Here is a 25626-nt window from a genome sequence, read left to right on the forward strand (position 1 = left end):
CTATTATTTCCCCAGATTCTATGCCAGCCTTGTTTTTGGTTAAAATATTGTTAATTTCTTCCCTCTTTTTTTTGACCCGTTCGGTATCAGATTTGGGATTAATTTTCTGAGTTTTTTTCCAGGTAATCTTCGCCAGAGATAAAAGTTCATAGTAGCTCTGTTTTGATTTATAGCTGACACCAAATTCTCTCTCTAAATAAGTAACAAGCTCATCGAAATCCCAATATTCTTTGTTCTTTAGCCATTCGATTATTTCAGTTTTTTGTAGAGATGTTAGATATCCTTTGGACCCTTTATTTGCTAATTTAATCCCTGCGACACCTTTGGTTTTAAATTGTTTTTTCCAATAACCAATAAAAAATTTACTTACACCTAAAAATTTGCTAATTTCATGGTAAAACTTACCTTCGATAGCCATCCTTACAGCTATTGCTCGTTTTATTTCTCTTACAGTTCGATCGCTTTTAATGAAAGATTATAAAGCCACTCTTTCTTTTTCCATATCTTTCTGTGGCAGTTGTAAGTTATTCATTTTTATCGTCACAATTAATTATTGCATATAATTATATCATAATAAGTGTAGAAAATGATTTAGGATTGCTATAGTTGCTAGCTTATCATGGTCAATCATTGCTGGTAGGTCGATCAAGTCCTCGATGCGTTTTCCTACCAAGATTAACTTTGTCCTCACCAGTTCAAGTAAAATATCTAATTTATTCGGGTTTTTGGGAAAATTAATTCCCAACAGCTTCAATATGGAAAATGCCGTTTGGATGGCTTCCAGAGGTTTATTTTGTGCTGTATAGGCTTGGATTTTGACTTCATAGACTTTCACTTTGTCAAGCAACGAAGTAGCTTGTTGCAGCACAAGGGAAGCCAATTTCTCCATTTCCTCAAAGTTGCCTCGCGAACTAGCTACCTCGGCTGCTTCTACATAGAGTGCCAAGGTTAACTCATACTGACGAAGCCAGCTATCTGCACTGAGGCAATCCCTAGCAATTCTTAAGTAATTCCATGCGGGTTCCCAGGCGGCTGATGCCTTCGCTTTTTTGGCAGCAATAAGATTTAATTGAGCGAGTTTATCTCTTTCTAACTGAACGTCTATTGCTGCAATACCGAAGTTGAGTTGATTGACAATATCAAAAATCTTTTGTTGGAGTACCTGTGGTGGCGTATTTTTCAACAAAAGTTGTCCGACTTTCCAGTGAACGGCTTGCTTCTCGTCTGGAGGAATTAGGGAATAGGCCGCTTGCTGAATGCGGTTATGAGCAAATTTATAAGTAATTTTTAATTCATGCTCTTCTCGGTCTGTTTGAATAAACTTGTAGTCATCACCGACGGGTAAGATCAATCCCGCTTCAATGGCATCCCATAATTTATTAGCCGTTTGTTTTTGAGAAGTTTCATTAATGATTGAAAGTGTTGCCAAATCAAATTGGTTGCCAATACAAGCCGCTAACCGTATTTTCTTTTGTGCTGATTGTGATAAGGTTTGAATTTTTCCGGTCATCAATTCAACAACATTATCAGTGATATTTCTAGTTTGAATCTGTTCTAAATCCCAAGACCAAGCTCTAGCCTCTCTATCAAATTTCAGGAATTGCTCTGTATAAAGTGACTTGAGAAATTCTTTGACAAAAAAGGGATTACCCTGTGTTTTTCCCCAAACCAACTCAGCTAATCTTTGGGTATGGACGCACTGACTCTTCAGCGTATCCGCAATGAATTCATTAACCTGGTTTAAATTTAAGGGTAAAAGGGAGATATTATTAACTACTACTCCCTGCTTTTTTATCTCCGATAAAGTCAACATGACAGGATGAGTTGCACTGACTTCGTTATCTCGATAAGCTCCAATCAAAAACAGATATTGAGTATTAGTATTGGTCATTATAAGCTGGAGCAATTGCAGCGTGGCGCTGTCTGTCCATTGAAGGTCGTTTAGAAATAGGACGAGGGGATGCTCTTTTTGACAAAAGACTTGGAGCAACTTTTGGAAAACTAAATTAAACCGAATTTGTGCTTCTGTTGGAGGTAATTCGGGGACGGGATGCTGTTGGCCAATAATCAGTTCAACTTCGGGAATGACATCAATAATAATTTGACCGTTGTCTCCTAATGCACGTCGAATTTTCTCTCGCCACTGTTGTAAGTGAGGTGCAGTTTCGGTGAGCAATTGCCGAATTAATTCTTGGAAGGCAGCAACCAATGCCTGATAGGGAATATCGCGGTGAAGCTGGTCAAATTTGCCTGCAATAAAGTATCCGCGTTTTTGAGTAATAAGCTTATACAGTTCCTGGGCTAAAGCTGATTTCCCGATGCCAGAGTATCCAGAAATTAGCATGAGTTCAGTTTGTCTTTGTACGGGCGGGTTTTGTTCCTGAGTTATCGTTGGGTTACTAAGGTTATGTGCTACACCCGCGCCTACTCGCTCAAAGGCAGTTAATAAGGACTCAATCTGCGGTTCTCTCCCGTACAGTTTTTGAGAAATTTGTAATTGATGAGAAATATCTTGGCATCCCAAGGTAAACCTTTGGATTGCACCGTTTGTATATTGAGCAAGACAATTTTCTAAATCTGCCTTGATTCCCCAAGCACTATTATATGTTTGTTCCGCCGTTTTTGCCATTAATTTCATGACAAGTTCTGAAACGCTCACAGGAATTTCTGGATTGACTTCATGAGGAGGTATCGGTTGTTTGGCAATATGGCAATGGACTAACTCAAGTGCATCAAGTGATTCAAAAGGGAGTTGCTTGGTCAGCAATTCGTAGAAGGTGACACCAAGAGCATAAAAATCTGTGCGATAGTCCAGCGAGCGATTCATCCTGCCTGTTTGTTCGGGAGACATATAAGCCAATGTCCCTTCTAGAACATTGGGACTTTTGAGGCTGGTATTCTCTTGGGGTAGAAGGGTAGATAAGCCAAAGTCAATGATTTTTAATTGTCCGGTTTGAGGATTTAAGACAATATTAGATGGATTGAGATCTTTGTGAATGACATTGTTTTGATGAACTTTGCCTAACGCATCTGCAATTTGGATGGCAATGTGGAGAAAGTCTGGTAAAGTAAAGGGACGACTCTCGCGCAGGATTTTTAAGGACTCTCCTCCAAAATCCTCTAACAACATGACTTGTGTGTTCTGGTATTGCCGCATTTCGTAGGCTTTAATCGTTTCCTCTAAATTGAGACGGCGAGTGATTTCGTATCCCTGTTGATAACGGGAGAGTTCGGCAGGGGTGGGATAATCTTCTTTGAGGAGTTTCACAATTAAAGGTTGCTGATTTTTATTGAGGATGCCTCTGTATATCAGGGAATTAGCACTTTCGTAGATTTGGTTGATAATTGTGATATCTGGCAGTGAAATCATGTTGAGAATTACTGCTGCCTAAAAAAAATCAGCAGTATTCAATTATAGCAAGGGCTTTGGTGGGTTATGGGATACGCTAGAGTAGTGTGGGATTGTTGGGTCTCTGGAACTGCAATAGGTGGCGACAGTTTCATGGCCCACGGATATGTAGCTAGAAACCCGGTTTCTAGGAGTTTTGGGACGAGTCACGATAAATTTAGGAAGAAACCCGGTTTCTGAGGCCACGCGATAGGTAGCTAGAAACCCGGTTTCTACGAGTTTTGGGACGAGTCACGATAAATTTAGGAAGAAACCCGGTTTCTGAGGCCACGGATAGGTAGCTAGAAACCCGGTTTCTACGAGTTTTGAGTCACTATAAATTTATGAAGAAACCGGGTTTCTGAGACTTTCATCATGTCCTCTTTGTCAATGCAGGTGCTTTGCCAAAATCCTCAACCGAGAGCCTCTTTCTCATACCACACGAGAAGATCCCAGAGATAGATATCCGGATCGTCATGATCGATCATCTCTTTAAACATTGAAACAAATTCATTGTCTAAAAAACTGTCCAATCATATAGGCAGCTCTTTGGCATTTTATTCGTGACTGTAACACAATACGGTTCACTTACAGCACTTCCGGCTATTATGAAGCACAGTTTTACTCGTATCCCTTTCCTGTCCTAACTTTTGATACTATCTGCGTACCTCATAGCAGCCGGAAGTGCTGGTAAACCCGCCCCGCCCCAACAGTCGAACTCAACTTCACAATTCACGTCCTCAAAAATAGTTTCAACCTGGTAAATACTATCACAATTAACGCCAAAATCGCCGTATATCCAAAACCCCTCAAAAACCCCATAAACGGATTGCTTGAAGTCATCTCAACAATCACCGGTTCCCATTTAGTTAAAACCAGAATCGGCCAGATAATATTCGCAAATCCCGCATAACCAATCATCGGATTCACCCCGTTATCAATAAACAACTGCAAAAACCATCTTTTTTGAAATACATCGATAATTATCGTCAACCCAATCAACAGAAAAATCGCCATTCCAGTCGTTACAAAAAAGTAACTCATCGTCGCTGAATCTTTCTTAATTCCTCCTTCATAAGGCTCAAACAGCAAACCCAAAATCAACCAATAAAAACCCCATTTGTAAAGCTGGTTCAATAAAATTTCGGTGACGTTTTCGGGTTTTTTCAACAAAAATAAACCGCACAAACACAACACCACCGTCACTAATGAAGTCTGCCACACCCATCTAGCTTGCAGTCCAATTAACAAAACTAAATTGACAGCAAACATCAAAACCATAATGCTGAAATAGCGCCAACTCTTCCAGCTAGCATAACTCGACTCTTCCGGCGAACGATACTCTATCCACCTACCAAACAAATCTCCCGCAATCGTACCGGGAATCACCACAAACAAATACTTTAAATAATCAAATTGAAACAGCCAAGTTGCAGGAGATGACAACCAAACTAACTTAACCCAACCGTCAGCCGGAGAAGACAGTCGCGCCGCTAACAGCAAGCCCAAAAATCCCACTCGCAGCCACACATTTGAACGAGTAAACAGCCAAATTATCGAACCGAAAACTGCCACATTTGCAAGTACCATCAAGATGATATCGCTGCGGTTAACTGAAAATCCTATACCGTTGGGATATTTGATGTGAGATATGAAGACTATTCCGGCACTCCAAGCAGCAAGGGTTAACGCCCTGCGCACCCACGCAGACCACTTTTGGGGCCAGCGAACATACATCAAAAATAATATTAAAAATCCGCACAATCCAAGCCACCACTTTAATCTACTGGCTTCCTCCGGGCTAATTACAGTCGGGCGAATATGCTGGAGAAATATCGCAAATGACGCTAAGAAAAAGCCTCTTTGCAAAATAGAGAAAATTATTTTTTTTGTATCCCATCCCTTGGCGATGCGGCGCGACAAAGCTAGCGGTATCGCGGCGCCCATTGCAAACAAAAAGAAGGGGAAAACTAAGTCAACCCAGGTTAATCCTGCTAGTTTGTTATTGAAAATATGGTCTGGTGGTGGGAGTTGGGCGTGATACATCCACGCTGGTAAGGTTTTGCGGGCTATTGTACCTGATAAAACCATTGCTAAAACTGCGATTCCACGCAGCGCATCCAGCGCGTCGGCGCGTTGGGAAACGGCAGCAATTGCTAACGGTTTTTGGTTTTTGATGCTATTTTTTGATTTCGATGTTGTGTGTTCCAATGCACTCACCAATTCTTCATTGAATAACTGTAAAAGCTGTATAACTTATTTTTTACCAATTAGTTTGTGTAGCCAGCTTCCTGAAGCTAGGCTGCTGAGTCTTTCTGCGGAGTGTTTTTTGTTGACTGTTAGTCTCGAAATCCGGTATTTATTGGGTGGAAAAAACCGCAGTTTTAATTTCAAACTGTCATACAAGTATCCTGATTTGTAGTATTTAGCAACATATTTGTCAACTTGTTTGTTGACGGCGCCAAAGGGGTAGGCTATGTGAGACGCAACTATTTGATTTGGGTCTAAATCTTGGGTGCATTTCCTCAATCTAATTTGGTCTTGAGATAATTCTCGGTCTAATGCTTTCAGAGAAATTTTTGTGAGATTTTCGTGATTCAGTCCGTGGGATTGAATATCATAAAATCCTTTTTGCATTCCGTCTCTTAAGTCTTGACAAGTTACCTTTTTTATGAGTGAATCTTGGTGGCCCAAGAAGCCGGAGTTGATAAATACAACTACTTGAGTTTTTTTGCCGTATTTTTTTTCGAGTCTTTCTAAAATCGGCAGTAAATGCGTATAAATGCTTTTGTTGCCATCGTCAAAGGCAATCATAACTTTTTTGCGTCCGCGATTTTCACTCGGCACCGGCTTTTTGGGATTGGCGATGAAATATTCGTAAAGCTCTTGGGTTGACAAAAACCAATAGTTATGGCTAACTAAGTCTTCTAAAAAAGGTTCCAAATTTTGCTGGCTGTAGTCGCCGGGAAAGTCTCTGCGCTGCGGCGGTACTTCCTGAAGATTCCGAAGGTCAACTATATCGTGAAAGCCGAAAATCGGAATTTCTACTGTGATGATTTCTAGGATTACTTGATACGTGATGAAAGCTAGGAAGAATGCTAATAAAAATCTAATAATCCGTTTTTTTCGGGGCGTCATACCGGGTTTAAAATACTCCGGCCATTTGTTAACTAAATAATTTATCATTGACAATTACAACCTCATGAGGTATATAGTTCAGGCGGTAGTATGAGGGTTTTTCGGACTCAGGTGTTGGGAGTGTCTAGATTGTCGATCGCCCGTACCTTCCATAAAGATGAGCTAGGTCAAGTCTAGCATGATACAATTTATGGCGATCGCACTTTTCCTGCAACCCAGTCGAAAGTTGACACTGCTTATTTTTTTCCCGAATTTTTTCTAGGTGATTTTCTTGACTTGTGATTTCCCCTCCGAGGTGGTAGCATATTTCTGCGAAAGCGCGATCGAACAACAAGGATCAAAATCGCAGTAATTCTGCCTGTTTACAACGAAGCAAATTGCCTAGAGCAAACCTTTGACAGAATTTTAGAATTTTCTCAACAAAATCACGCTTACAATTTTATCATTGTTCATAACGGCTCGACCGACAATACACTGGAAATTATCGAAAACAAACTCAAAGCTTTCCCCGCACATCACATCAAACTAATTTCCTATAGCAACCGTCAAGGCAAAGGATATGCCGTAAAAAAGGCAGCGAATATGCAGAGGCCGACTGCATTTGCTTCATGGATGGCGACTTAGCTTACTCCCTCGAACACCTCGAACGCTTAGTAGAAAGATTAGAAAAATTTGATGTCGTAATTGGTTGCAGAAATCTCGATTTAGAAAACTTCCGAAATCTTACCTTACTCATAAAAATAGCCGACAAAATATTTAACTTAATTTCCAGATTAATCCTGAATCTATCCTATAGAGATATGCAAGCCGGATTCAAAGGGTTTAAAAAATACCAGCCCAAGAAATATTTAAAAGACAAACAGTTACCGGGTTTTTATTTGATACTGAACTACTTTTTTATATAAAAAAAAAGATATACAATTGGTGAAATTACCGCCAGAGTTTCCCAGCAACACCTCTACAAAATTTCTCAAGTCAATATACTTAAAAATTCCCTAAAAATGTTGACCTGCTTGTTTAAAATTAGATACAACGACCGCGCAGGCTACTATAAATCAATCAATCTTGTTGAGCTTTGACCTAGAAGAATTTGACATCCCTGAAGAATACGGTCAACCCCTGCCAGACGAAATAAAATTTGAAATTTCTAGCGGAGGATTGTCAAAGATTATGGCACTTCTCGACAGATTAGATATTTACAGCCACATTTTTTGTCACAGCTAACTTTGCACTCCACAACCGAGATACAATCAGAGAAGTCTCAAAACACCACGAAATAGCCTCCCACGGCTTTTGCAACTCTCAATTTTGCCTAGAAGATTTACAAAAATCCAAGCATACTTTAGAACAAATGATGAAATAGTCGGAAGGAATCGATCGATCGCCCACAACGCGATCGCCCACAACGCGAGTAAAATCCAGTAAAATTGCCAAAAGGTCGATCGACCCCCGTAGCTCCGCTATATTTGGATTCAAGGTTTGCTATACTCCAGAAATACACACAATATTAACCTTTAGAAAATCAATAGGCCGGAGCTATGACATCCTATGCAACCTCTACAGCAAGAGCCGAGATGAGTGAGATCCGGCGCTTGAAAAATATACTGCCCCCAGAACTCCAAAGTTGGGTAACAGTAGAAAAAACAATAGAAGTTAATCCCACCCTGATCCGCAGCGAAGAAATAGGCAAAGACCAGGTAGAAATCCAAATAGACCTGATCCGCTGGGAACAGCTAGCAATGGATCAGCGCAACCTCCTATTTTGGCACGAAGTCGCCCGCATCCAAAACGACACCATCCCCAGAGACGGTTGGGAAATGGCAGCCCTCGCCATAGGTTTAGGCGGCGCCGTCGGCGAACTTTGGGTGCAAGACGGCTTGCTGCTGCTGTTGGCCGTATCTTTGTGCGGCGTCTCCGGCTGGAGGCTTTACCAAAAAAACAACGGAGACAAAAGTTTAAAAGAAGCAGTAGACGCCGACGAAAAAGCCCTCGCCCTAGCCACCCGCTTCGGCTACACTCTCCCAAACGCCTACAAAAGCCTCGGCAGCGCCTTAAAAACCTTAATCGAGCAAACTTCCAAAAAAACTCAACGGGCTAAATACGAAGCTCGTCTCCAGGCCCTGAAACGCAACGCAGCGAAAGCCAAAGCCAAAGTCAAACCCATCACCCGCGAAACCTCGCAGTCAGAAAACGTCTACAATTCTTGATCTTCTTCCCCGACGCTGGCTACAAAGATTTTCCAGTTAACCGTTAACTGTTGACTTTTCTGTTAACAGTTGACTGTTGACTACGGTAGTTAGCCTTGGCAACAGAATTTTCGGGTATTATTGTAAAGTTTACATAAAGCTAGCCTTCTAATAACAATAATAGTGGATTTGCTAGGACAGAATAGGCTAAAGACATCAGCTTGAAATTTGAAACTAGGACTTCATGGTCAGCCAAACCCCAGAGGCAGATTTTCGGGTTACGTACTTGGACGAGATTCCCTCCGTTCACATACCCGTGCGCTTGAGCGTACTTGAAGCCGTAAACTTCAAGACAACCTGCCAGCAACTTTTCTTTGGAAGCACCGTTCCCAGCAAAATAGTCATAGACTTCAGTCAGACGACATTTATTGACAGTAGCGGGATCGGTGCTTTAGTCAGCAATCTGAAATTTGCCAAACAGCGCGGTAGTGACTTGGTGCTTCGGAGCCTCAAGCCACAAGTGATGGCAGTATTTGCTCTCACCAGCCTAGATCAAGTGCTGACGATCGAGCAACCTTCTGCAACCTCAACTCCCACAGAGACCAACTCCTCTGACAATCACCTACCGATGACGCACCCCTCGGTGCAATCGTGGGTAAAACGACTCATCGACATCGTTGGGGCAATCGTTGGTTTGATAATTACAGGAATATTGTTCATACCGATAGTCGCAGCTATCACAATTAACGATCCGGGCCCGATATTTTTTGCGCAAACCCGCTGTGGTTGGATGGGCAGAAGATTTCAGATTTGGAAGTTTCGCTCGATGTGTACCAACGCCGAAGCTATGAAATCCCAAATCAAAAACCAAGCCTCCGGCGCATTTTTCAAAAATGACAATGACCCCCGGATTACCAAAGTCGGGCGCATCTTGAGAAAAACCAGTCTTGATGAACTACCACAATTTTGGAACGTACTCAAAGGCGAAATGAGTCTAGTCGGCACCAGACCCCCGACTCCAGACGAAGTTGACCGCTATGAAGTACCTCAGTGGCAGCGTTTGGATGTCAAACCTGGGATGACGGGTGAATGGCAAGTCAACGGTCGCTCTAAAGTGCGCGATTTTGAAGATGTCATCCGTTTAGATTTAAAATACCAACAAGAGTGGAGTCTGATGTATGACCTGAAACTAATTGTTAAAACCATAACTGTGCTGTTTAACAAAAATAGTGGCGCTATGTAAGAGCGGTCAACAACCCACCGCTGAAATTTTAGGTGCTGTTGCTTTCTGGACAGCCGGAACTCGAACTTGATACGTAAATTAAGCAGGCGATCGTTCGCGATACTTACGTTAGCATTAAGTGTTAAAATTCACACAGAAAATGTGCAGCTAGTTGCCAGCTCTGCGATCGGAGTATTAATTAGCAATTTGCGAGTTCGAGATCGTACTCGAATCACGCCAGCAGGGTTTTCGAGGATGACAAGAACTCAGGTGTGTTGACAAAAGTATCGACTGCTAACACGGTCGAAGCTCAAATCACTCATCGCAAGCTGCCTCGGTAGGGAATTTTTCCTATTCAAACGCCCTACCGAGGCAGGTTACAGTATCGGAAGTCTCTCATTTTCTGTGCGAGTAAATGGTGCGAAAGGAATGCTCACCTTGAGGCAAAACGGGCTTCTTCAATTCAAGCTTGACTTAACTAATATGTTGCCAAGACCTTGCCCTCCTTTTCCTCTCCAACCTGCGCTGAGTACAGCGGTGGTGGGGGGCGACCAGGGAGAAGAAAAATGAAAGACGAGCAACCAATTGCCGAGTTCCACCTTCAGGTTAAAACAGACCTAAAGGCTCTGACACAAGTTTCGGAATGGTTGGAGAATATTGTTCTGCCGCTGATACCACACGACTTGTGGTGGCAGTGCAGCCTGATTGTTAACGAAGGGTTTACAAATGCTGTCCGCCATGCTCACCAGAACTTGCCGTCCGAGACGCCGATCGACCTTGAGGTAAAAGTGTTTGCCGATGACTTAGAAATTAGGATTTGGGACAGGGGTCAACCCTTCAACCTGAAAGCAAAACTGGACTCGATCATCCAAGAGCAGCGCGATCCGTTGGACAGAGAAGGAGAAAGGGGACTGGTGTTTATGTACAAGCTCACAGACAAGCTTTGCTATATCCGTACCGACGATCGCAACTGCCTGGTAATGCGCAAAAACCTTACGTGATAGCGCCAGATCTGCCCGCTCCAGGGCAGCTTCTGTCGCTCCGGCAAGGGGTCTGAGCGCCGCCCCCTGTTATGCTACCGGGAACCCAATTACATCCTCTGCAATTCAACGGGTGTAGGCTGGAGTTAGCGGTGGCAGGACAATTTGCTTCAAACTAAATATTATGCGTATTCTAATTTATTCCTATAACTACTATCCAGAGCCGATCGGCATTGCCCCCCTAATGACAGAACTAGCGCAAGGCCTAGTCAAGCGCGGCCACCAAGTCCGAGTCGTCACAGGAATGCCCAACTATCCCCAGCGCCGGATTTATCCGCAATATCGGGGCAAATTCTACCTCACCGAAGAACAGAACGGCGTCACAATTCAGCGCAGCTACCTGCGCGTCAACGGCCCTCACCCCAGCCTGCTAGACCGGCTCCTGCTAGACGGTAGTTTTGTCGTCTCCAGCGCCGTCCAAGCCTTCAGAGGCTGGCGCCCCGACGTGATTTTCTCGACAATGCCACCTTTACCGATTTGCGTCCCAGTCGCCTTTTACGGCTGGAGTCGCGATATCCCGATCGTCCTTAACGTTCAAGATATCGTCTCAGAAGCAGCGGTGCGCGTCGGCTTGGTGAAAAAAAACGGACTGCTAATTAAGATTGCTGACGCCTTAGAAAAATTCGCCTACAGCACAGCCAGCCAAGTCAGCGTCATCGACAGCGGTTTTATCAAAAAATTGCACTCTCAGGGAGTACCCCCGGAAAAAATAGTTTGCGTTCCGAATTGGGTCGATGTTAATTTCATTCGCCCCTTACCCAAAGAAAATAACTCCTTTCGAGAAACTCACAAACTCAAGGGTAAATTTGTCGTTCTTTATGCTGGAAATATTGCCCTCACTCAAGGCTTGCAAACAGTTGTCCAAGCAGCGGCTCGTTTAAAACACATACCCGAAATCGCTTTTGTAATTGTGGGAGAATCAACAGCACTCGCGCGCTTGCAAAAAGATTGCGAAACTTACAAAGCTACCAATGTAATGTTACTGCCCTTTGAACCGCGAGAAAAATTGCCCGAATTGTTAGCTGCTGCGGATGTTAGTTTAGTTGTACAAAAGCGCCGCGTTACTAACTTCAATATGCCTTCAAAAATTCAATTACTTCTCGCCAGCGGCCGGGCAATTTTGGCGTCGGTTCCTGAAACTGGTACAGCCCACAAAGCAGTCCAGCAAAGCGGTGGCGGGGTTGTAATAGCGCCGGAAGACCCGCAGGCTTTGGCTGATGCTGTGGAGGATTTGTTCTTAAATCGCGATCGGGTGAATGCGTTGGGCGAGCAAGGTAGAAATTATGCTGTGGAGAATTACGGATTTGAGGAAGCTTTGAATCATTATGAGGCTTTATTTGCGGCGGTGGCGGCGAGTCATGCTGAGAAAGTCTTGGCACCGCTGCCAAAGTGATCAGATAATTGGGTTAGTGAACATCTGTTTGGCTTTTGTAGTGCTGTCGCGAGAACCCTTACTTCTACAACCCAGCCGGGAACAGCACTCAAAGAAATAAGGCTGGTTTCAAACAATCTTTGGGATTAAAATAATACTATGAAATTTACCCTTGATGTAGAAAACAATCCTACAGGCTGGCCAGATCACACTCAGCTACCAGAATCGGACGGTACTTTTGTGAAAAATTTTCAAGAACATCCCCAAAGCATTCTGTTAACGGATTCCATTACTCCCATTCTCGAAAGAATTCATCCCGATGGTAACTACTGTATCGGTCAAGATAGCGGCATTTATTGGCGATTAACTGAGCCGTTAGAACGGGGCGCGGAAGCACCGGACTGGTTTTATGTGCCCAATGTGCCGCCAACGCTTGATGGTGAATCGCGCCGTTCTTATGTGATGTGGCAAGAATTGATTTCACCGTTGATTGTGTTAGAGTTTGTATCGGGAAATGGTGCCGAAGAACGGGACAGAACGCCTTTATTGCGAACTGGTCAACAGGAAACTAAGCCTGGTAAATTCTGGATTTATGAAAATGTGATTCATGCGGGATTTTATGCTATTTATGAGGTAAGTAAGGCGAGTGTTGAAGTTTATGCTCTGATGGAAAATAGCTATCGATTGGTTGCTGCAAATGAACGCGGCCATTATCCGATTGAACCGTTGGGTGTTGAATTGGGAATTTGGCAGGGAAGGTATCAAAATATGGAGTTACCTTGGTTGCGCTGGTGGGATAGTGAAGGGAATTTGCTGTTGGCGGGGGCTGAAAGGGCCGATCGCGCTGAACAAGAATTAGAGCAGTTGCGGGCTCAATTGCGATCGGCTGGAATTGAACCGGAGTTGTGAGGGGAATCTTGACGGAAATTTTTAAATTCCGCCCATTTCCGATCGCCAATATTTTATGAGTCAGTGCGGTTAGTAATAATAATGCCACAGACGATCGCCAATGTACTAAAAATATGCACCAACGAAATCGCTTCACCGAGAAACAGCCACGCAGCAATACCGCTAAACACTGGAATCAGGTAATAGATTAAGGCTGTGCGGTTCGGGCCAATGAGGGCGATCGCCTGATTCCATGCCATAAACGCCACCACCGATGACAGAACCCCGACATAAAGTAACGCCAGGGCGATCGAAGGATTGAACACTACAGGGTGATAAATCCAACATTCCAGCGCATAGAAGGGCGATAAAAACAACAGCCCCAAGCTAAAAGTGGATAAAGTGAAAGTTGTCATCCGCAGGTTGGGCGGCTTGCGCTTTACCAGCATCGTGTAGCCAGCAAAGATGATAGATGCCAACAGCATATACAAATCGCCGATCGCAAACGAAATACTCAGCAGCCTCTCTAACGAACCTCCCGCGATTAACAGTACAACACCGCTGACTGCGATCGCAATACCGACTGCGCGCGTTAACGAGATAGTTTCTCCGTAAAATATACGAGACATAAGTACAATAAAAACTGGGGAAGAAGTCGCAATTAACGCCATATTCACGGCTAAAGTTGTGTGGCCTGCAACGTAGATTAGAGTATTAAAAGTAGTCACGCCGGAAAGCGCCGATACAGTCAAGTAAGGGAGATATTTTTTAATCAATTTCCAGTCAGCAACTGCCGCCCGCACAGTAAATGGAGCCAAAGTTGCCACAGCAATCGTCCATCGCCAAAAAGCTAAACCCACTGGCAAAATATCCTGATTTAAAGCTCTAGCAACGATGAAGTTGCCAGCCCAAATAACCGTCGCCACTACTGCCAAAGAATAACCCATTGACATTTTATTGTTCATTTATTTGGGTTGATTTTTTTGAGGTAATTTTGTCAGTTTCATTTGAATTAAGTTAAAGATGGGAATTAGATATAAATAAAAGGCATAAGGAATAAAATCTGAATTGACACTCAAGATGGTTGCAGGCACTAATCCGGCGATATTCCAAGGAATTAATGGAGAAATCACAACAGCGGTGTTTTCCAAATCTACAGCAAGTTGATAATTATCTAATCCCTCTTTTCGGTATTTTTCCTCAACTAACTGATGAGTCAGAAGGATGGCGATTGTTTGGGTGCAGCCAAATGCAGCCGCTAACATTCCTATGATTGTCGTTCCACAAAATAAATCGCCTCTCGTTCGAGCTTTGTTTAGATACAATTCAATAAATTCTAGCGTTTTAGTTCCCGCAAAAAGGCCGGCAAATGCTGTTGATACAATCACAATTATTGAAACTTTGGCCATCGACAAAATCCCTCCTCCCGCCACAATATCTTTTAAACTAGAAGTTGGTTCTAACTTAAATCCGGCGATCGCGAATTGCATAATGTCCAGCGGCGAATAACCTTGGAGGAAAATGGCGATCGCGCTTCCGGCCATTAGACTAACAGCCATAGCAATTTTGACTTCCACTCGCAAAACACAAAGAATTAAAATTGTCAAGGCTGGCAGCAAAGCGATCGAGTTGAGATTGAAAGCTTTGCCAAGTTCAAAAGCCAGGTTATTGCCAGCAACTTCTACGGGATTTGCTAAGGATAAAATTAAATACAAGATGCTGGAAACAATCAGCGGATAAAAAGCTGTTACCGCCATATTTTTGAGGTTCGTATAAATGTCTGTGCGGGTAATGGCGGCAATCAAATTAGCGCTAGAAGACATCGGAGAACACCGATCGCCAAAATAAGCTCCGGCAACAATTGCCCCGGCAATTATATTGGGATTGACACCGCTGCCTTTGGCTGCGATCGTTAAAGCAATGCCGATCGTACTCACAGTGCCAAAGGAAGTTCCCAGCAGCACAGAAACCATGCTAGTTAAGATAAACGCCCAAAATATAAAATACTGAGGGCTAATTAATTTAATTCCCCAATATACGAGAACCGGAACCGTCCCCGCAGCCATCCAGACGGCCATGACTGCCCCGATTAACAGTAAAATACCGATTACTGAAAAAGATTTTTGACTTCCAGCCACAGCCATTTTGATTAAGCTGTTTATATGAAATCCTCTTCTCAACAAAATGGCAATAAAAATTGCCATAGAAGCTAGCAACGGATAAAGTACAAAATAACCTTTTATGGCACTAACTAAAAGTAAAACAAATGAAATAATTAGAAATAATATCAAGTCCATTATTGATGGGCTTTCATGTATTCTCTCAGTAAGGTGTTGATCTGGGTTTGATAACCACGACCTTGAGATTTAAACCACTCCAAAACATCACTGTCAATGCGTAAGGTAACTTGAGCTTTAGTCTTAGGGTTGGGCAAGCCTCGCCCAACTACGGCTTTAGCAAACATTTCAGGCGTAATTTCAGGGCAATCAGAGAAATCAATATCTTCATCAGTCATGGCATCTAGGCGTTGCCAGTCAGTTTGAGATTTGCTCGAAGTAAATTCGTTGTTCATATTTAGTTGCTTTTCTAGCAGAAATAATGCGGGTACATTCCTCTCGTTCTGTATGGACGATAGCGACTACTCGCCCTTGCAACAAACCAAAAGTCACAAACCTTTGCTCTCCATAACTGAATCGTTCATCCTCAACTGTTACGATTTCTCCATCAAAAACTAATGGAACGTCGATAAAGTCAATTCCATGTTTGCTAAGGTTGGTAAGACGTTTCGTCTCATCCCACTCAAATTCCATACCTTGATTGTCACTAGATATTGTAACTACAATTTGTCGTTACAGCCACTTACTTTAACAGATATTTGGATTGTTCAGGTAAAGCCGATCGCCCCCTTCGCCCCCTTCGCCCACTTCACCCCAATCATCCCAGATATCCCAACACCGCTACTACCCGACACCGCACTCTATTAAAACAAAACGCTAAAATAGTAGATCCTACAATTTGGGAGTTAATATTTGACACTTGCACCTACGCGCGAAAACGTCCTAGCTTGGCTCTCACACCGCGTTCCTGCCGCCCGCATCACACACATCCTCGGAGTCGAACAAACAGCAGGTGACTTGGCTCGCCATTACGGCCTCGACGAAGCAAAAGCTCGATCGGCAGGTTTGCTGCACGATTTGGCAAAATACTTCAAACCCCAACTGCTGCTGGAAATGGCCCAGAAGGAAGGTTTAGAGTTAGACTCAGTGTTAGAAGCACACCCGCATTTGCTGCACGCAGACGCGGGCGCGATCGTCGCTAGAGACGAATTTGGGGTGGTCGATCGAGAAATTTTGGACGCGATCGCCAATCACACCCTCGGCAGACAAAACATGAGCCAACTCAGTTGTGCCGTATTTGTCGCAGACTCTATAGAGCCCAGCCGCGGCAACACAGCCGAACTAAAATCACTGCGCGAAGCAAGTATGCAAAATCTTTATGCAGCCGTGTGGCAAACTAGCGATTATTCTCTTAAATATTTGCTAGAAACTCGCTGCTACATTCACCCGCGCACCGTACTTACGCGCAATTGGGCGCTGCAAATGGCTCGCCGATCGCCGGAAACAGGAAATTCGACAGGGAAGTCGATCGAACAAATCACCAGTTAAAAGTAAAATTTACCAGCAATCCTGTACTTACTTCTGGCTTCCACCAACTCCTATTTCCAGTCTCAAACCGCAAAAAACCGATTCCCCTTTACTGTCTCAATTAGGAACTTAAACACTTAATGTCAGATCTAACCCAACTCGAATATTCCAGAACTCAGTCTACAGAAACAGACAACACCCCCTCAGACGAAGCCCGCGGCCTGATCTTGACCGCTGCCCAAGCTGCCGATGACCGCAAAGCAGTTGAGATTGTATTGCTCCAAGTGTCAGAAGTATGCTATCTGGCAGACTACTTTGCGATCGTCACCGGATTTTCCAACGTCCAAGTACGAGCCATCTCCCAAGCCATCGCCGACCAAATAGAAGAAGAATGGGGACGGTTGCCGCTGCGTACACAAGGGCTATCAGACGCCAGTTGGGTCGTCATGGACTACGGCGACGCGATTATCCACATCTTTAAACCTCAAGAGCGCGAATTCTACAATTTAGAAGCGTTCTGGGGACACGCCGATCGCCTTGATTTTTCAGTCGCAGAGGAACGCTAATGTGAAAAACGCTTCTGTTTCTATTTGTCCTGTTCCCCAAGAACAGCGCCCAGTTAATGAATACCAAGAACTTACAGAATCCTGGTTTTTTAGCTGGGTAACTCTCGATTGGCCCGCATATCTGGCAAAACTGGCTTGGGTATGCGGTTGGAGTTGCTTGATATCCGGGCCACTCGCAGCAGCCAGCTTTGCTCCAGGCAAGTATCCAGTTCAGTTTTTGCTGTGCGGTGCTGCTGGTGCCGGTTTTATTCTAGGATTAGCTTTGCTGCGACTTTACTTGGGTTGGTTCTACGTGCGATCGCGCCTGGACAATCCCACAGTCGTCTACGAAGAGTCTGGCTGGTACGATTGTCAAGCTTGGCCGAAAACTCCCGAAGTTTTAGCTCAAGACCAATTGATAGTCAACTACGAACTAGAACCAATTCTTAGGCGTTTGCGGCAGACATTTTATGGTTTGACTGTATTGCTGGTTGCCGGGGGACTAATTTGGAATTGTTTGTAATCGGGAACGGAACAGGGGAGTTTTGAGTTTTGAGTTTTGAGTGAGAAACGATCGCCAAAACATTAACGAAGCAACCCGCAACTCACAAATTACAACTGGCAACTCAAAACTTTCACGATCCCCAGTCTAAAATCTAAAATCTAAAATCTAAAATTGATATGACAAGGGGAAAACGAACCCAAGCTCCCGAACTGGAAGTCACACTGCTGCGCGAAGGTATTGTGGAATCTAGGCACCGCGCCCAAGCCGCTGTCTGCGACAAGCGCGGGCGCGTTCTGTCCGTTGCCGGTAACTCGGAAACGGCGACATTTATCCGTTCTTCTCTCAAGCCTTTTCAAGCTTTGGCTGTGACGGCGAGCGGCACTTTGGAACGCTACGAATTGACCGATCGAGATTTAGCGATTATTTGCAGTTCTCATCAAGGTACGATCGAGCAATCGCGGCAGGTGTTTAACGTCCTGTGGCGCTGCGACATAGACCCATCTAAACTTCAATGCCCCATTCCTGAAGGCAAAAAAAGCCCCCTGCAATACAACTGTTCCGGCAAACACGCCGGAATGCTGGCTGTCTGTCAGCAAATGCACTGGCCGATGGAAACTTATTTGCGCCGTAAACATCCCGTCCAGCAGCTTATTTTGGGCAAGGTGGCTGACTTGCTGTCAATGCCTGCCGAAGAGTTTATCAGCGCTCGCGACGACTGCGGCGCTCCTACCTATCTATTGCAGTTGGGACAAATGGCGTCTTTGTACGCTAAGTTGGCCTCCGGCGACAATGTGGATATGGAGCGGATTGTGCGGGCTATGACTCACCACCCGATGATGGTTGCCGGTGAGGGCAAATTTGACACGGAACTGATGCGCTTGACTCAAGGCGAATTGGTGAGCAAGTCCGGCGCCGAAGGCGTGCAATGCATTGGCCGGGTTGGCGAAGGCATGGGTTTGGCGATTAAGATAACGGATGGTGGCAAGCGCGCTCAATTTGCTGTGGCGATTCATTTGCTCAAGCAGTTGGGCTGGATTACTCCGACGATCGCCGAAACTCTTTCTGACACTTACCTGACTCTCAGCGAATTTAAGCGCTTGGAGGTAGTGGGGGAAGTTTCGATGCTTTAAGTTGTTCTGCATTCAAATTGTATATCTAGATAACCGACCAACAATCCTCTCCCCCTCCCCCTCTCTCCCCCTCTCCCCCTCTCCCTCTCTCCCCCTCTCCCTCTCTTCCTCTTCGATCGATACTCTGAGCCGATTTCAGCAACCCCTCCCACAATCTCAAAAGTTTTTTTGATTTAGGGGTTGCAATTTTCCGAAAGATGTGTTTATATTAGAGAGTAGACAAAGCGACGCGGGATAGAGCAGCCTGGTAGCTCGTCGGGCTCATAACCCGAAGGTCAGTGGTTCAAATCCACTTCCCGCCACCAAATTTAATCAGACAAGCCCCGGCAACCGAAAAGTTGCTGGGGTTTGTTTTATGGCGTCTGGAGCCATAAAACAGACCCTCAACCTCAACACTCAACCCCATACTTTTCTACGCCCGTTTGTGCAAGCTTTATTTCTCAAAAATCGGCAATTCGATATCCCTGTTTGTGAACTTTGCATTTTAAATTGCTAAGCCGGCTGAGTTTGCAGCCAATCAAAGATCAAGTCTAACTGTTCCAGCGTGACTAACCCATACTGCCACAGAACCATCGGCAGTTGGCTGGCATCTTCTTCGCCGTGTCTCAGAGCAACAGCGATCGCAGAATTCGATAGCGCCAATTCCCCTCGCAAATAATCGATCAGTTGAGCCTTTCCCATCACCTTCACCGCCTGTTTTATGCGATTTTGTAAAAATATGTAGCCGATTTGACTGAATTTGAAGTTTAATAGTCCTAATTTTCTGTTGATAATCGGCTATGTGGTGTGATGGAAAGCGCACGCAACTTGTGATAAAACTCATAAAAAAAGGCGATCGCAGTCACAAGAGATCCCAGCCTCAAAAATAGGATCGGGCGATCGATCGCTTCAAATCAATTCATTGAAAATTGCTAGAGTCCTAGCTGAAGCTGAACTCCCCCTCCTGTGCCGCTGTCGTTGGGTTTGAGAGGTAAGGGATTTCCTAGACGCTGGGCGTCGGAAGGAGTAGTGATAAATTCCAATTCCGGGCCAACTTTGAGGCGAAATGTATCAGCCAAGCTGCGCTCCCTCCTAGCAGAATTAGCCCCCGTTTGTGATTCACCAATCAAGTTTTGGTAGTCCGAGTCCACGGTTCTGTCCTCCACAGTTCTCAGAGAATCCCCAGATAAAGTCGTTTCCGAATTTTGGGGCCCTGATTGCATTCTTTGTTGGGCGAGAACCGCCGGGGTGAAACCGATAAAAATTGAGCTCAGTCCGAGAACAGTGCCAAAATTAGCCATAACTGCGTTCATAATCCATGCCTCCGCTAGCTGCATCCTACTATGTTTATTATATGTAGTTTCAACTCCACAAGCTGTGTGGAATTGACAACGCTAATGGAAAAATAGCTCCAAAAGCGCGATCGCCCTCCCAAAGCTCGCGATCGCGCTAAGATGGCGGTGGCAGCCGTTAAAAATTCAATTACCAGCGGCAGATTATAAGCTCTTAACAGCAGATTGCCTACTAAAACCATCTCAACTTCAAAATCTGCGCTAATCAGGTTGTACTCTACTGAAATGTTGTAGATTCGTAATATTTCTGCTCGATCATGCCAATCAGATCTCTGACAGACCGGATTTTCAAAATGTCGGGTAAAGTGCCAATTCGCATCGTCCTGGTGGTGCCTTTTGCCCTCCAGACTTTCGCTGCGGTAGGGCTGACGGGGTGGCTGTCGCTACGCAACGGGCGCCGGGCCGTCAACGATGTTGCCGCGCAACTGCGGGCGGAAGTCACATCGCGTATCGAGCAACACATTCATAGTTATATCGAAACGCCGCACCAAATCAATCAACTCAATCTCAATGCCATCAATCTAGGCATTTTGAACGTGCAGGATTCCGCTAGTTTACGCAGTTACTTCTCCAAGCAAATCAAAATCTTTGATAAAATTAGCTACATTCAATTTGGTTCAGAACAAAAAACTTTTACGGGAGTTGAACGCCTCGACAACGGCCAGTTGCAAGTTCGGATTTCTAATCAATCTACTGGCTATAATTTTTACAGCTACGTGCCGTCCGAGTTCGGGGAAGCAACCAAACTATTAAAAACTATTCCTAATTTCGACCCCCGCCTCCGACCTTGGTACCAGGCTCCGGTGCGGGCTGGCAAACCTACCTGGAGTAAAATTTATAGTTATTTTGATACTCCAAAACTGGCGATTACGGCTGCACAACCAGTTTACGGCAACCGAGGAGAATTGATTGGAGTTGTGGGTTCGGATTTGCTACTTTCCCAAATCAATCAATTCTTGGAAACTCTCAAAATTGGTAAGTCTGGTAAAACTTTTATTATAGAAAGGTCTGGACAATTGGTGGCAAATTCTACTCCAGAACCGCCATTTATTGTGAGCAACGGCGTTGCGAAACGGATTGCTGCATCGAGCAGCCAGAATGTTCTAATTCGATCGACAGCCCGCTATTTGACACAGCGCTTCGGGGATTTGAGCAAGATTGACGGCACTTACCAGCTAGATTTTGCGATCGACGGAGAACGCCAATTTCTACAGGTGACACCATTTTCAGACAGCAGGGGCCTCGACTGGTTGATTGTGGTGGCGGTTCCCGAAGCCGATTTTATGGAAAAAATTAATGCCAACACTCGCTACACAATGTGGCTGTGTTTCGGTGCTTTGGTGGTGGCGACGGTTCTAGGGTTTCTGACTTCGAGGTGGATTGCGATTCCGATTCAGCGTCTGAGCAAGGCTGCGGAGGCTCTGTCGCGGGGAGAATGGGACTCGATGACGCTAGATCCATGCTTGATGGTGTCTGTAGAGCGGGAAGATGAGGTGGGTGTCCTGGCCCGCTCTTTTAATACGATGGCCGGTCAATTGGAAGAGTCGTTTACTACTCTCGAAGATCGCGTGGAAGCTGCGATTGCTGATAAAACTAAATTAATTGGCTCTCTGGAAAAATCTCAGCAAAAACTCGCTCTCCACCTCTATCAAACTCCTTTGGGGGCGATCGAATGGAATCTAAATTTTGAAGTTGCCGACTGGAATTTATCAGCCGAAAGAATTTTTGGATACAACCGCTTGGAAGCAATGGGATGCCACGGAGTCGATCTAATAGTTCCTGACAGTGCGAAGGAGTATGTCAGGCAACTATCTATAACTTTGCTCACTAATCAAGGAGGAGTTAGTAGCATTAACGAGAATATCAGAAAGGACGGGCAAATTATTCTTTGCGAGTGGTACAATACTACTTTGGTTGATGCTGACGGCACGATCATCGGGGTGGCATCGCTGATTCAGGACATAACCGAGTTTCACAGTGCTGTGGAGCAGTTGCGGGCGAGCGAGGAGCGGTTTCGCCAGTTGGCAGAAAATATTCATGAGGTATTTTGGATTAGAGAACCCAATCAACAGCAAATAATTTATGTGAGTCCAGCTTGCCAGAAAATATGGCATTTGAGCTATCAGAGTTTGCTGTCAGAACCGGAGGCTTTTTGGGATGCTATTCACCCGGACGATCGCGATCGCGTCAAGACTGCTTTTGAAAAACACGCGCAGGCCGATTATGATGAGGAGTATCGGGTAGTGCGATCGGACGGTTCAGTTTGCTGGGTGCGCGATCGGGCTTTTCCAGTCCGCAATGAAACTGGAGAAATTTACCGTATTGTCGGTATTGCAGAAGACATTACCCAGCGCAAATTAGCAGAAGAATTCCAGAAAGTTGCTCAAACCGCTCAAGCTGCAAGCCAAGCCAAAAGCGCTTTTTTAGCCAATATGAGCCACGAATTGCGTACTCCCCTCAACGCAATTATCGGCTACAGCGATATGCTCAAAGAAGATGCTGAAGATTTAGGCCACGAAGATATTATCCCAGATTTGCAAAAAATTCAAACTGCCGGCAAACACTTGCTGTCTTTAATTAGCGATATTTTAGATATTTCTAAGATTGAAGCAGGGCGTATGGAACTTTACCTAGAAACTTTCAACCCAGTTACTTTAATTGAGGAGGTAGTTTCGACAGTAGAACCCTTGGTAGAGAAAAATAATAATCAGTTTAAAGTGAATTGTGCTAGCGAGTTGGGAATGATGTATGCTGACATTACCAAAACTCGTCAAATCTTGCTCAACCTGCTGAGCAATGCAGCCAAATTTACGCAAGGCGGCACTATTACGCTGTCCGTTGAAAGAGTTAAACATGACAGCTTAACAACTCAAGAAATAGCAGAACCTTCCGACTTAATAATTTTTCGCGTTGCTGATACGGGCATTGGGATTCCGCCCGAAAAAATGCAGCATTTGTTTCAAGCTTTTATGCAGGGCGACGCTTCGACTACGCGCAAGTACGGCGGCACGGGTTTGGGATTGACTATTAGCCGTCATTTTTGCTTGATGATGAGCGGCGATATGCAGGTTCAAAGCCAGTTAAATTACGGATCGATTTTCACCGTATGCTTGCCTGCCCAAGTTGAATTATTAGATAAGACGGCGGTTTCAACCGCGTCTATACAGACAAAACCCGCCGACGCGGGTTGAAGAATGAGCGGCTAAAATTACGTTGTTTTCTTTACACCCTGGCTAGGAGAGGACTCTTGTTTTTTGTAAACGCGGTTTCAACCGCCATTTGTATCTACAGATGCTCACACGATCGCATATAGTATTTGTAGGGTGCGTCGTCGCCCTCGACAATCCTCAAGAAACAGCGACAATCTGATAGCGACGCACCTGTCAATACAGTTGACTTAAGACTGTTCAGTCTATAAAACTATGTGAAAAAATATACTGCGATTGCCGCGCGCGGACGTTTTCTTCGGACAAAAAAGCGTTAAGTGAACCGTATTAACGCACCTGTTCCATCACGGGCTGAAGAAACAACCCTTCGTTTCACTCCGCCCAACATTTTGGTTTTAGCAAGCTTTTTTGTAAATGGTATAAGGTGCGTCGCCATGAAATTGTCGATTTAATTTAAGGATTTTTTATAGCGACACACCCTACAAATACTGTTGTAATTTATGGGCAAGAAACCAAGGTGATGATACAATGCAGCATAAGTCTTATTTTAGTTAATTTGCCGTTTTTTTCGCCCCAACATTTGAGCTGCTAATATCCCGCCTGCAAAGCCAAAGAAATGTGCTTGCCAGGAAACTCCAGGCTGCGAGGGCAAAACTCCCCAAATTAAACTGCCGTAGAAGAAACCGACAATTAAAGATATCATAATAGACGTAAAGCTGCGTTCAAAATAGCCCCGCAGTAGCAAAAATCCGAAGTAACCAAAGATTAATCCGCTGGCACCAATGTGCACGGAATTGGGCGCGCCTGTCAGCCAAACTCCCAATCCGCTGATGAGTACAGTAACGGCACTCACGATGAAAAAGTCCCTAGTTTCTCGCAGCATGATTAACCAACCAAATGTCACAAACGGGAGGGTATTGGCTGCTAAGTGAGCAAAACTGCCGTGCAGAAAAGGCATGAAGAGGATGCCTTCAAGTCCTTGGATGCTGCGGGGGCGGACTCCGTAGGAATTTAGTGCGCCTCGGAATATGAATACATCGACAATTTCGATCGCCCACAGGAGGGAGACGAAGCCGCCGAGAATGCCGGCGTGGGTTTGCAATTCGCGGGTGATGCTTTTGCTTTGTGGGTTGCTCATGGGTTTTGAGGGCGGTGAAACCGATTATTTATAATTGTAGGAGTTGTTTGCCGATTCACGATCGGGATAGCCACGCCGCGCGCGCGAAGCGACACTTGGCACTAGCTTTCAGGTTTTTTGGAGTCGATATTATTTGAAACTATTATAACTTTGATTTGAAATTCCGCATTTTCACGTATGGAATAATTCACCTTAATGCGTCACAATGATCAAAGAACTGCACTAGGAGAGTTAAGCAAAGGTTGAAGTTAGAACGTATAAGGCAGGTTTTTACCCCATAGGTAAATGCTTGAGCTGGCAGTGAGGACATTTTGGCGATCGCACACTGTCTCTAAAAAAACTCAGGAACTACTTGTCTCGGTTCTAGTCATTAATTGAAGAACTTTCATCCGGTAAAGCAAAACGAGCTGCTGTAGGTACTTATTGTAGACAAAATCCAGTACAAGCTCTACAAAGAGTTCTTGGCAGCTCGTTCTAAAAGAGGAGAAGAGCAAAATGAACGTATTTGAGCAAAAATTACCCCAGAGAATTCTGCCAATTTGGGTATGGCATGGTAAAGAAGAAATTACTGTTACTGTCGCTACAATTTCTCAGCCTTACAGTAAAAAGCCGCGCTTTGATTTATTACATCCGCTGAAAGAGTGGATCGAGAACACGGAAATTAAGAGTCAAAAATTGGCTCGGTTGTTGTGTAAATATATTCCATCGCAGTGTCCGTTTGAGCGGGAAGTCAAATTTGGCGATCGCACTTTATTTTCCATTCCGCCGTTGTGTAAGTTAAATCCGCTTTACGAGCAAGTAGTTGGGATTCGCTTTCGGGCTTTGTGTTATTTGGCTGACGACTGCGGCGTGGATGTAACTCCCTATTGTTAATTCTCCAAAATTTTAATTTCTAACTCTCTTTTTCGCCCTCCCTTCTCCTTGTTGGGGAG

Annotated in this window: 27 protein-coding genes, 1 tRNA gene and 1 pseudogene; 15 read left to right on the plus strand and 14 right to left on the minus strand. The window is 44.5% G+C overall.

Features of this window, described 5'->3' with window-relative positions:
• From QUB66_RS22990 to QUB66_RS23010, 5 genes are all read right to left on the minus strand, one after another.
• The coding region (locus tag QUB66_RS22990; RefSeq protein WP_332971278.1) for a helix-turn-helix domain-containing protein at positions 1–418 on the minus strand (418 nt) is incomplete at its 3' end.
• A gap of 150 nt (positions 419–568) precedes the next feature.
• A complete protein-coding gene (locus QUB66_RS22995) occupies positions 569–3370 on the minus strand; it encodes an ATP-binding protein (protein WP_332969309.1) in 2802 nt (933 codons plus the stop codon).
• 750 nt (positions 3371–4120) lie between these two features.
• On the minus strand, positions 4121–5608 hold the full coding sequence (locus tag QUB66_RS23000) for a DUF5009 domain-containing protein (RefSeq protein WP_332969310.1): 1488 nt from the start codon (positions 5606–5608) through the stop codon (positions 4121–4123).
• A gap of 36 nt (positions 5609–5644) precedes the next feature.
• Positions 5645–6526: a polysaccharide deacetylase family protein gene (locus tag QUB66_RS23005; RefSeq protein ID WP_332971279.1), complete on the minus strand. Its 882-nt coding sequence runs from the start codon at positions 6524–6526 to the stop codon at positions 5645–5647.
• A gap of 124 nt (positions 6527–6650) precedes the next feature.
• The gene (locus QUB66_RS23010; RefSeq protein ID WP_332969312.1) at positions 6651–6860 is read right to left on the minus strand and encodes a hypothetical protein; all 210 of its coding nucleotides are present in this window, start codon (positions 6858–6860) and stop codon (positions 6651–6653) included.
• Positions 6861–6928: 68 nt separating this feature from the next.
• On the opposite strand from QUB66_RS23010, the pseudogene QUB66_RS23015 reads away from it, so the two are divergent.
• Positions 6929–7431: pseudogene (locus QUB66_RS23015) on the plus strand (glycosyltransferase family 2 protein).
• A 163-nt stretch (positions 7432–7594) separates the two neighbouring features.
• The gene (locus QUB66_RS23020) at positions 7595–7750 is read left to right on the plus strand and encodes a hypothetical protein (protein WP_265239657.1); all 156 of its coding nucleotides are present in this window, start codon (positions 7595–7597) and stop codon (positions 7748–7750) included.
• A gap of 78 nt (positions 7751–7828) precedes the next feature.
• Here QUB66_RS23020 and QUB66_RS23025 read toward each other — a convergent pair whose 3' ends face one another.
• Positions 7829–8002 carry a hypothetical protein gene (locus QUB66_RS23025; RefSeq protein ID WP_265239656.1) on the minus strand — a complete coding sequence of 58 codons (174 nt, stop codon included), beginning with the start codon at positions 8000–8002 and terminating at the stop codon, positions 7829–7831.
• 62 nt (positions 8003–8064) lie between these two features.
• Here QUB66_RS23025 and QUB66_RS23030 point away from each other — a divergent pair, with 62 nt between their 5' ends.
• From QUB66_RS23030 to QUB66_RS23050, 5 genes are all read left to right on the plus strand, one after another.
• Positions 8065–8733, plus strand: coding sequence for a DUF3318 domain-containing protein (locus tag QUB66_RS23030; protein ID WP_265239655.1), 669 nt, complete (start codon positions 8065–8067; stop codon positions 8731–8733).
• Between the two features lie 223 nt (positions 8734–8956).
• On the plus strand, positions 8957–9955 hold the full coding sequence (locus tag QUB66_RS23035; protein WP_265239654.1) for a sugar transferase: 999 nt from the start codon (positions 8957–8959) through the stop codon (positions 9953–9955).
• Positions 9956–10500: 545 nt separating this feature from the next.
• Positions 10501–10935, plus strand: coding sequence for an ATP-binding protein (locus tag QUB66_RS23040; protein ID WP_265239653.1), 435 nt, complete (start codon positions 10501–10503; stop codon positions 10933–10935).
• A gap of 163 nt (positions 10936–11098) precedes the next feature.
• The gene (locus QUB66_RS23045) at positions 11099–12367 is read left to right on the plus strand and encodes a WcaI family glycosyltransferase (protein WP_265239652.1); all 1269 of its coding nucleotides are present in this window, start codon (positions 11099–11101) and stop codon (positions 12365–12367) included.
• 138 nt (positions 12368–12505) lie between these two features.
• Positions 12506–13255: a Uma2 family endonuclease gene (locus QUB66_RS23050; RefSeq protein ID WP_332969315.1), complete on the plus strand. Its 750-nt coding sequence runs from the start codon at positions 12506–12508 to the stop codon at positions 13253–13255.
• Between the two features lie 53 nt (positions 13256–13308).
• Here the strand turns inward: QUB66_RS23050 and QUB66_RS23055 are convergent, their stop codons facing one another.
• The 4 genes from QUB66_RS23055 to QUB66_RS23070 form a co-directional block, all read right to left on the minus strand.
• Positions 13309–14199, minus strand: coding sequence for a DMT family transporter (locus QUB66_RS23055; protein WP_332969316.1), 891 nt, complete (start codon positions 14197–14199; stop codon positions 13309–13311).
• Positions 14200–15438, minus strand: coding sequence for a Na+/H+ antiporter NhaC family protein (locus tag QUB66_RS23060; RefSeq protein ID WP_332969318.1), 1239 nt, complete (start codon positions 15436–15438; stop codon positions 14200–14202). It lies immediately after the preceding gene.
• A gap of 92 nt (positions 15439–15530) precedes the next feature.
• Positions 15531–15806: a BrnA antitoxin family protein gene (locus tag QUB66_RS23065; RefSeq protein WP_194009377.1), complete on the minus strand. Its 276-nt coding sequence runs from the start codon at positions 15804–15806 to the stop codon at positions 15531–15533.
• Entirely contained in the window at positions 15769–16044 is a 276-nt protein-coding gene (locus QUB66_RS23070) for a BrnT family toxin (protein WP_265239648.1), read from the minus strand. The genes QUB66_RS23065 and QUB66_RS23070 overlap by 38 nt, the downstream gene beginning before the upstream one ends.
• Positions 16045–16047: 3 nt before the next feature.
• Here QUB66_RS23070 and QUB66_RS23075 point away from each other — a divergent pair, with 3 nt between their 5' ends.
• The 6 genes from QUB66_RS23075 (at position 16048) to QUB66_RS23100 (ending at position 19363) form a co-directional block, all read left to right on the plus strand.
• Positions 16048–16218: a hypothetical protein gene (locus QUB66_RS23075; protein WP_265239647.1), complete on the plus strand. Its 171-nt coding sequence runs from the start codon at positions 16048–16050 to the stop codon at positions 16216–16218.
• A 45-nt stretch (positions 16219–16263) separates the two neighbouring features.
• Positions 16264–16899, plus strand: a complete 636-nt coding sequence (gene yqeK / locus QUB66_RS23080; RefSeq protein ID WP_332969320.1) for a bis(5'-nucleosyl)-tetraphosphatase (symmetrical) YqeK — start codon at positions 16264–16266, stop codon at positions 16897–16899.
• Positions 16900–17018: 119 nt separating this feature from the next.
• Positions 17019–17444, plus strand: a complete 426-nt coding sequence (gene rsfS / locus QUB66_RS23085; RefSeq protein ID WP_332969321.1) for a ribosome silencing factor — start codon at positions 17019–17021, stop codon at positions 17442–17444.
• 1 nt (position 17445) lies between these two features.
• The gene (locus QUB66_RS23090) at positions 17446–17946 is read left to right on the plus strand and encodes a CGLD27 family protein (RefSeq protein ID WP_265239644.1); all 501 of its coding nucleotides are present in this window, start codon (positions 17446–17448) and stop codon (positions 17944–17946) included.
• A 158-nt stretch (positions 17947–18104) separates the two neighbouring features.
• Positions 18105–19058 carry an asparaginase gene (locus QUB66_RS23095; RefSeq protein ID WP_265239643.1) on the plus strand — a complete coding sequence of 318 codons (954 nt, stop codon included), beginning with the start codon at positions 18105–18107 and terminating at the stop codon, positions 19056–19058.
• Positions 19059–19286: 228 nt separating this feature from the next.
• Positions 19287–19363, plus strand: a tRNA-Met gene (locus QUB66_RS23100).
• 187 nt (positions 19364–19550) lie between these two features.
• On the opposite strand, the gene QUB66_RS23105 is transcribed toward QUB66_RS23100, so the two are convergent.
• The 3 genes from QUB66_RS23105 to QUB66_RS23115 form a co-directional block, all read right to left on the minus strand.
• Positions 19551–19739: a DUF2949 domain-containing protein gene (locus QUB66_RS23105; protein ID WP_332969322.1), complete on the minus strand. Its 189-nt coding sequence runs from the start codon at positions 19737–19739 to the stop codon at positions 19551–19553.
• A 230-nt stretch (positions 19740–19969) separates the two neighbouring features.
• The gene (locus tag QUB66_RS23110) at positions 19970–20350 is read right to left on the minus strand and encodes a hypothetical protein (protein ID WP_332969323.1); all 381 of its coding nucleotides are present in this window, start codon (positions 20348–20350) and stop codon (positions 19970–19972) included.
• A 14-nt stretch (positions 20351–20364) separates the two neighbouring features.
• Complete coding sequence (locus QUB66_RS23115; protein WP_332969324.1) at positions 20365–20571, minus strand: hypothetical protein; 207 nt, start codon at positions 20569–20571, stop codon at positions 20365–20367.
• Between the two features lie 75 nt (positions 20572–20646).
• Here QUB66_RS23115 and QUB66_RS23120 point away from each other — a divergent pair, with 75 nt between their 5' ends.
• A complete protein-coding gene (locus tag QUB66_RS23120) occupies positions 20647–23580 on the plus strand; it encodes a PAS domain S-box protein (protein ID WP_332969326.1) in 2934 nt (977 codons plus the stop codon).
• 523 nt (positions 23581–24103) lie between these two features.
• Here the strand turns inward: QUB66_RS23120 and QUB66_RS23125 are convergent.
• Positions 24104–24694 carry a rhomboid family intramembrane serine protease gene (locus QUB66_RS23125; RefSeq protein ID WP_332969328.1) on the minus strand — a complete coding sequence of 197 codons (591 nt, stop codon included), beginning with the start codon at positions 24692–24694 and terminating at the stop codon, positions 24104–24106.
• Between the two features lie 495 nt (positions 24695–25189).
• Here QUB66_RS23125 and QUB66_RS23130 point away from each other — a divergent pair, with 495 nt between their 5' ends.
• Complete coding sequence (locus QUB66_RS23130) at positions 25190–25567, plus strand: Mo-dependent nitrogenase C-terminal domain-containing protein (RefSeq protein WP_265235205.1); 378 nt, start codon at positions 25190–25192, stop codon at positions 25565–25567.
• The last annotated feature ends 59 nt before the right edge of the window (positions 25568–25626 follow it).

The sequence above is a fragment of the Microcoleus sp. A2-C3 genome, from assembly GCF_036706065.1.
Classification (GTDB): Bacteria; Cyanobacteriota; Cyanobacteriia; order Cyanobacteriales; family Microcoleaceae; genus Microcoleus.

Excerpts from the sequence above, each read along its gene's own strand:
- QUB66_RS23110 (WP_332969323.1), bottom strand. The coding sequence starts at position 20,350 with ATGAACGCAGTTATGGCTAATTTTGGCACTGTTCTCGGACTGAGCTCA.
- QUB66_RS23105 (WP_332969322.1), bottom strand. The coding sequence starts at position 19,739 with ATGGGAAAGGCTCAACTGATCGATTATTTGCGAGGGGAATTGGCGCTA.
- QUB66_RS22995 (WP_332969309.1), bottom strand. The coding sequence starts at position 3,370 with ATGATTTCACTGCCAGATATCACAATTATCAACCAAATCTACGAAAGT.
- QUB66_RS23130 (WP_265235205.1), top strand. The coding sequence starts at position 25,190 with ATGAACGTATTTGAGCAAAAATTACCCCAGAGAATTCTGCCAATTTGG.
- QUB66_RS23115 (WP_332969324.1), bottom strand. The coding sequence starts at position 20,571 with ATGGTTTTAGTAGGCAATCTGCTGTTAAGAGCTTATAATCTGCCGCTG.
- QUB66_RS23035 (WP_265239654.1), top strand. The coding sequence starts at position 8,957 with ATGGTCAGCCAAACCCCAGAGGCAGATTTTCGGGTTACGTACTTGGAC.
- QUB66_RS23055 (WP_332969316.1), bottom strand. The coding sequence starts at position 14,199 with ATGAACAATAAAATGTCAATGGGTTATTCTTTGGCAGTAGTGGCGACG.
- QUB66_RS23050 (WP_332969315.1), top strand. The coding sequence starts at position 12,506 with ATGAAATTTACCCTTGATGTAGAAAACAATCCTACAGGCTGGCCAGAT.
- QUB66_RS23030 (WP_265239655.1), top strand. The coding sequence starts at position 8,065 with ATGACATCCTATGCAACCTCTACAGCAAGAGCCGAGATGAGTGAGATC.
- rsfS (WP_332969321.1), top strand. The coding sequence starts at position 17,019 with ATGTCAGATCTAACCCAACTCGAATATTCCAGAACTCAGTCTACAGAA.
- QUB66_RS23045 (WP_265239652.1), top strand. The coding sequence starts at position 11,099 with ATGCGTATTCTAATTTATTCCTATAACTACTATCCAGAGCCGATCGGC.
- QUB66_RS23065 (WP_194009377.1), bottom strand. The coding sequence starts at position 15,806 with ATGAACAACGAATTTACTTCGAGCAAATCTCAAACTGACTGGCAACGC.
- QUB66_RS23120 (WP_332969326.1), top strand. The coding sequence starts at position 20,647 with ATGCCAATCAGATCTCTGACAGACCGGATTTTCAAAATGTCGGGTAAA.
- QUB66_RS23005 (WP_332971279.1), bottom strand. The coding sequence starts at position 6,526 with ATGACGCCCCGAAAAAAACGGATTATTAGATTTTTATTAGCATTCTTC.
- QUB66_RS23095 (WP_265239643.1), top strand. The coding sequence starts at position 18,105 with ATGACAAGGGGAAAACGAACCCAAGCTCCCGAACTGGAAGTCACACTG.
- QUB66_RS23040 (WP_265239653.1), top strand. The coding sequence starts at position 10,501 with ATGAAAGACGAGCAACCAATTGCCGAGTTCCACCTTCAGGTTAAAACA.
- QUB66_RS23125 (WP_332969328.1), bottom strand. The coding sequence starts at position 24,694 with ATGAGCAACCCACAAAGCAAAAGCATCACCCGCGAATTGCAAACCCAC.
- QUB66_RS23060 (WP_332969318.1), bottom strand. The coding sequence starts at position 15,438 with ATGGCAATTTTTATTGCCATTTTGTTGAGAAGAGGATTTCATATAAAC.
- QUB66_RS23070 (WP_265239648.1), bottom strand. The coding sequence starts at position 16,044 with ATGGAATTTGAGTGGGATGAGACGAAACGTCTTACCAACCTTAGCAAA.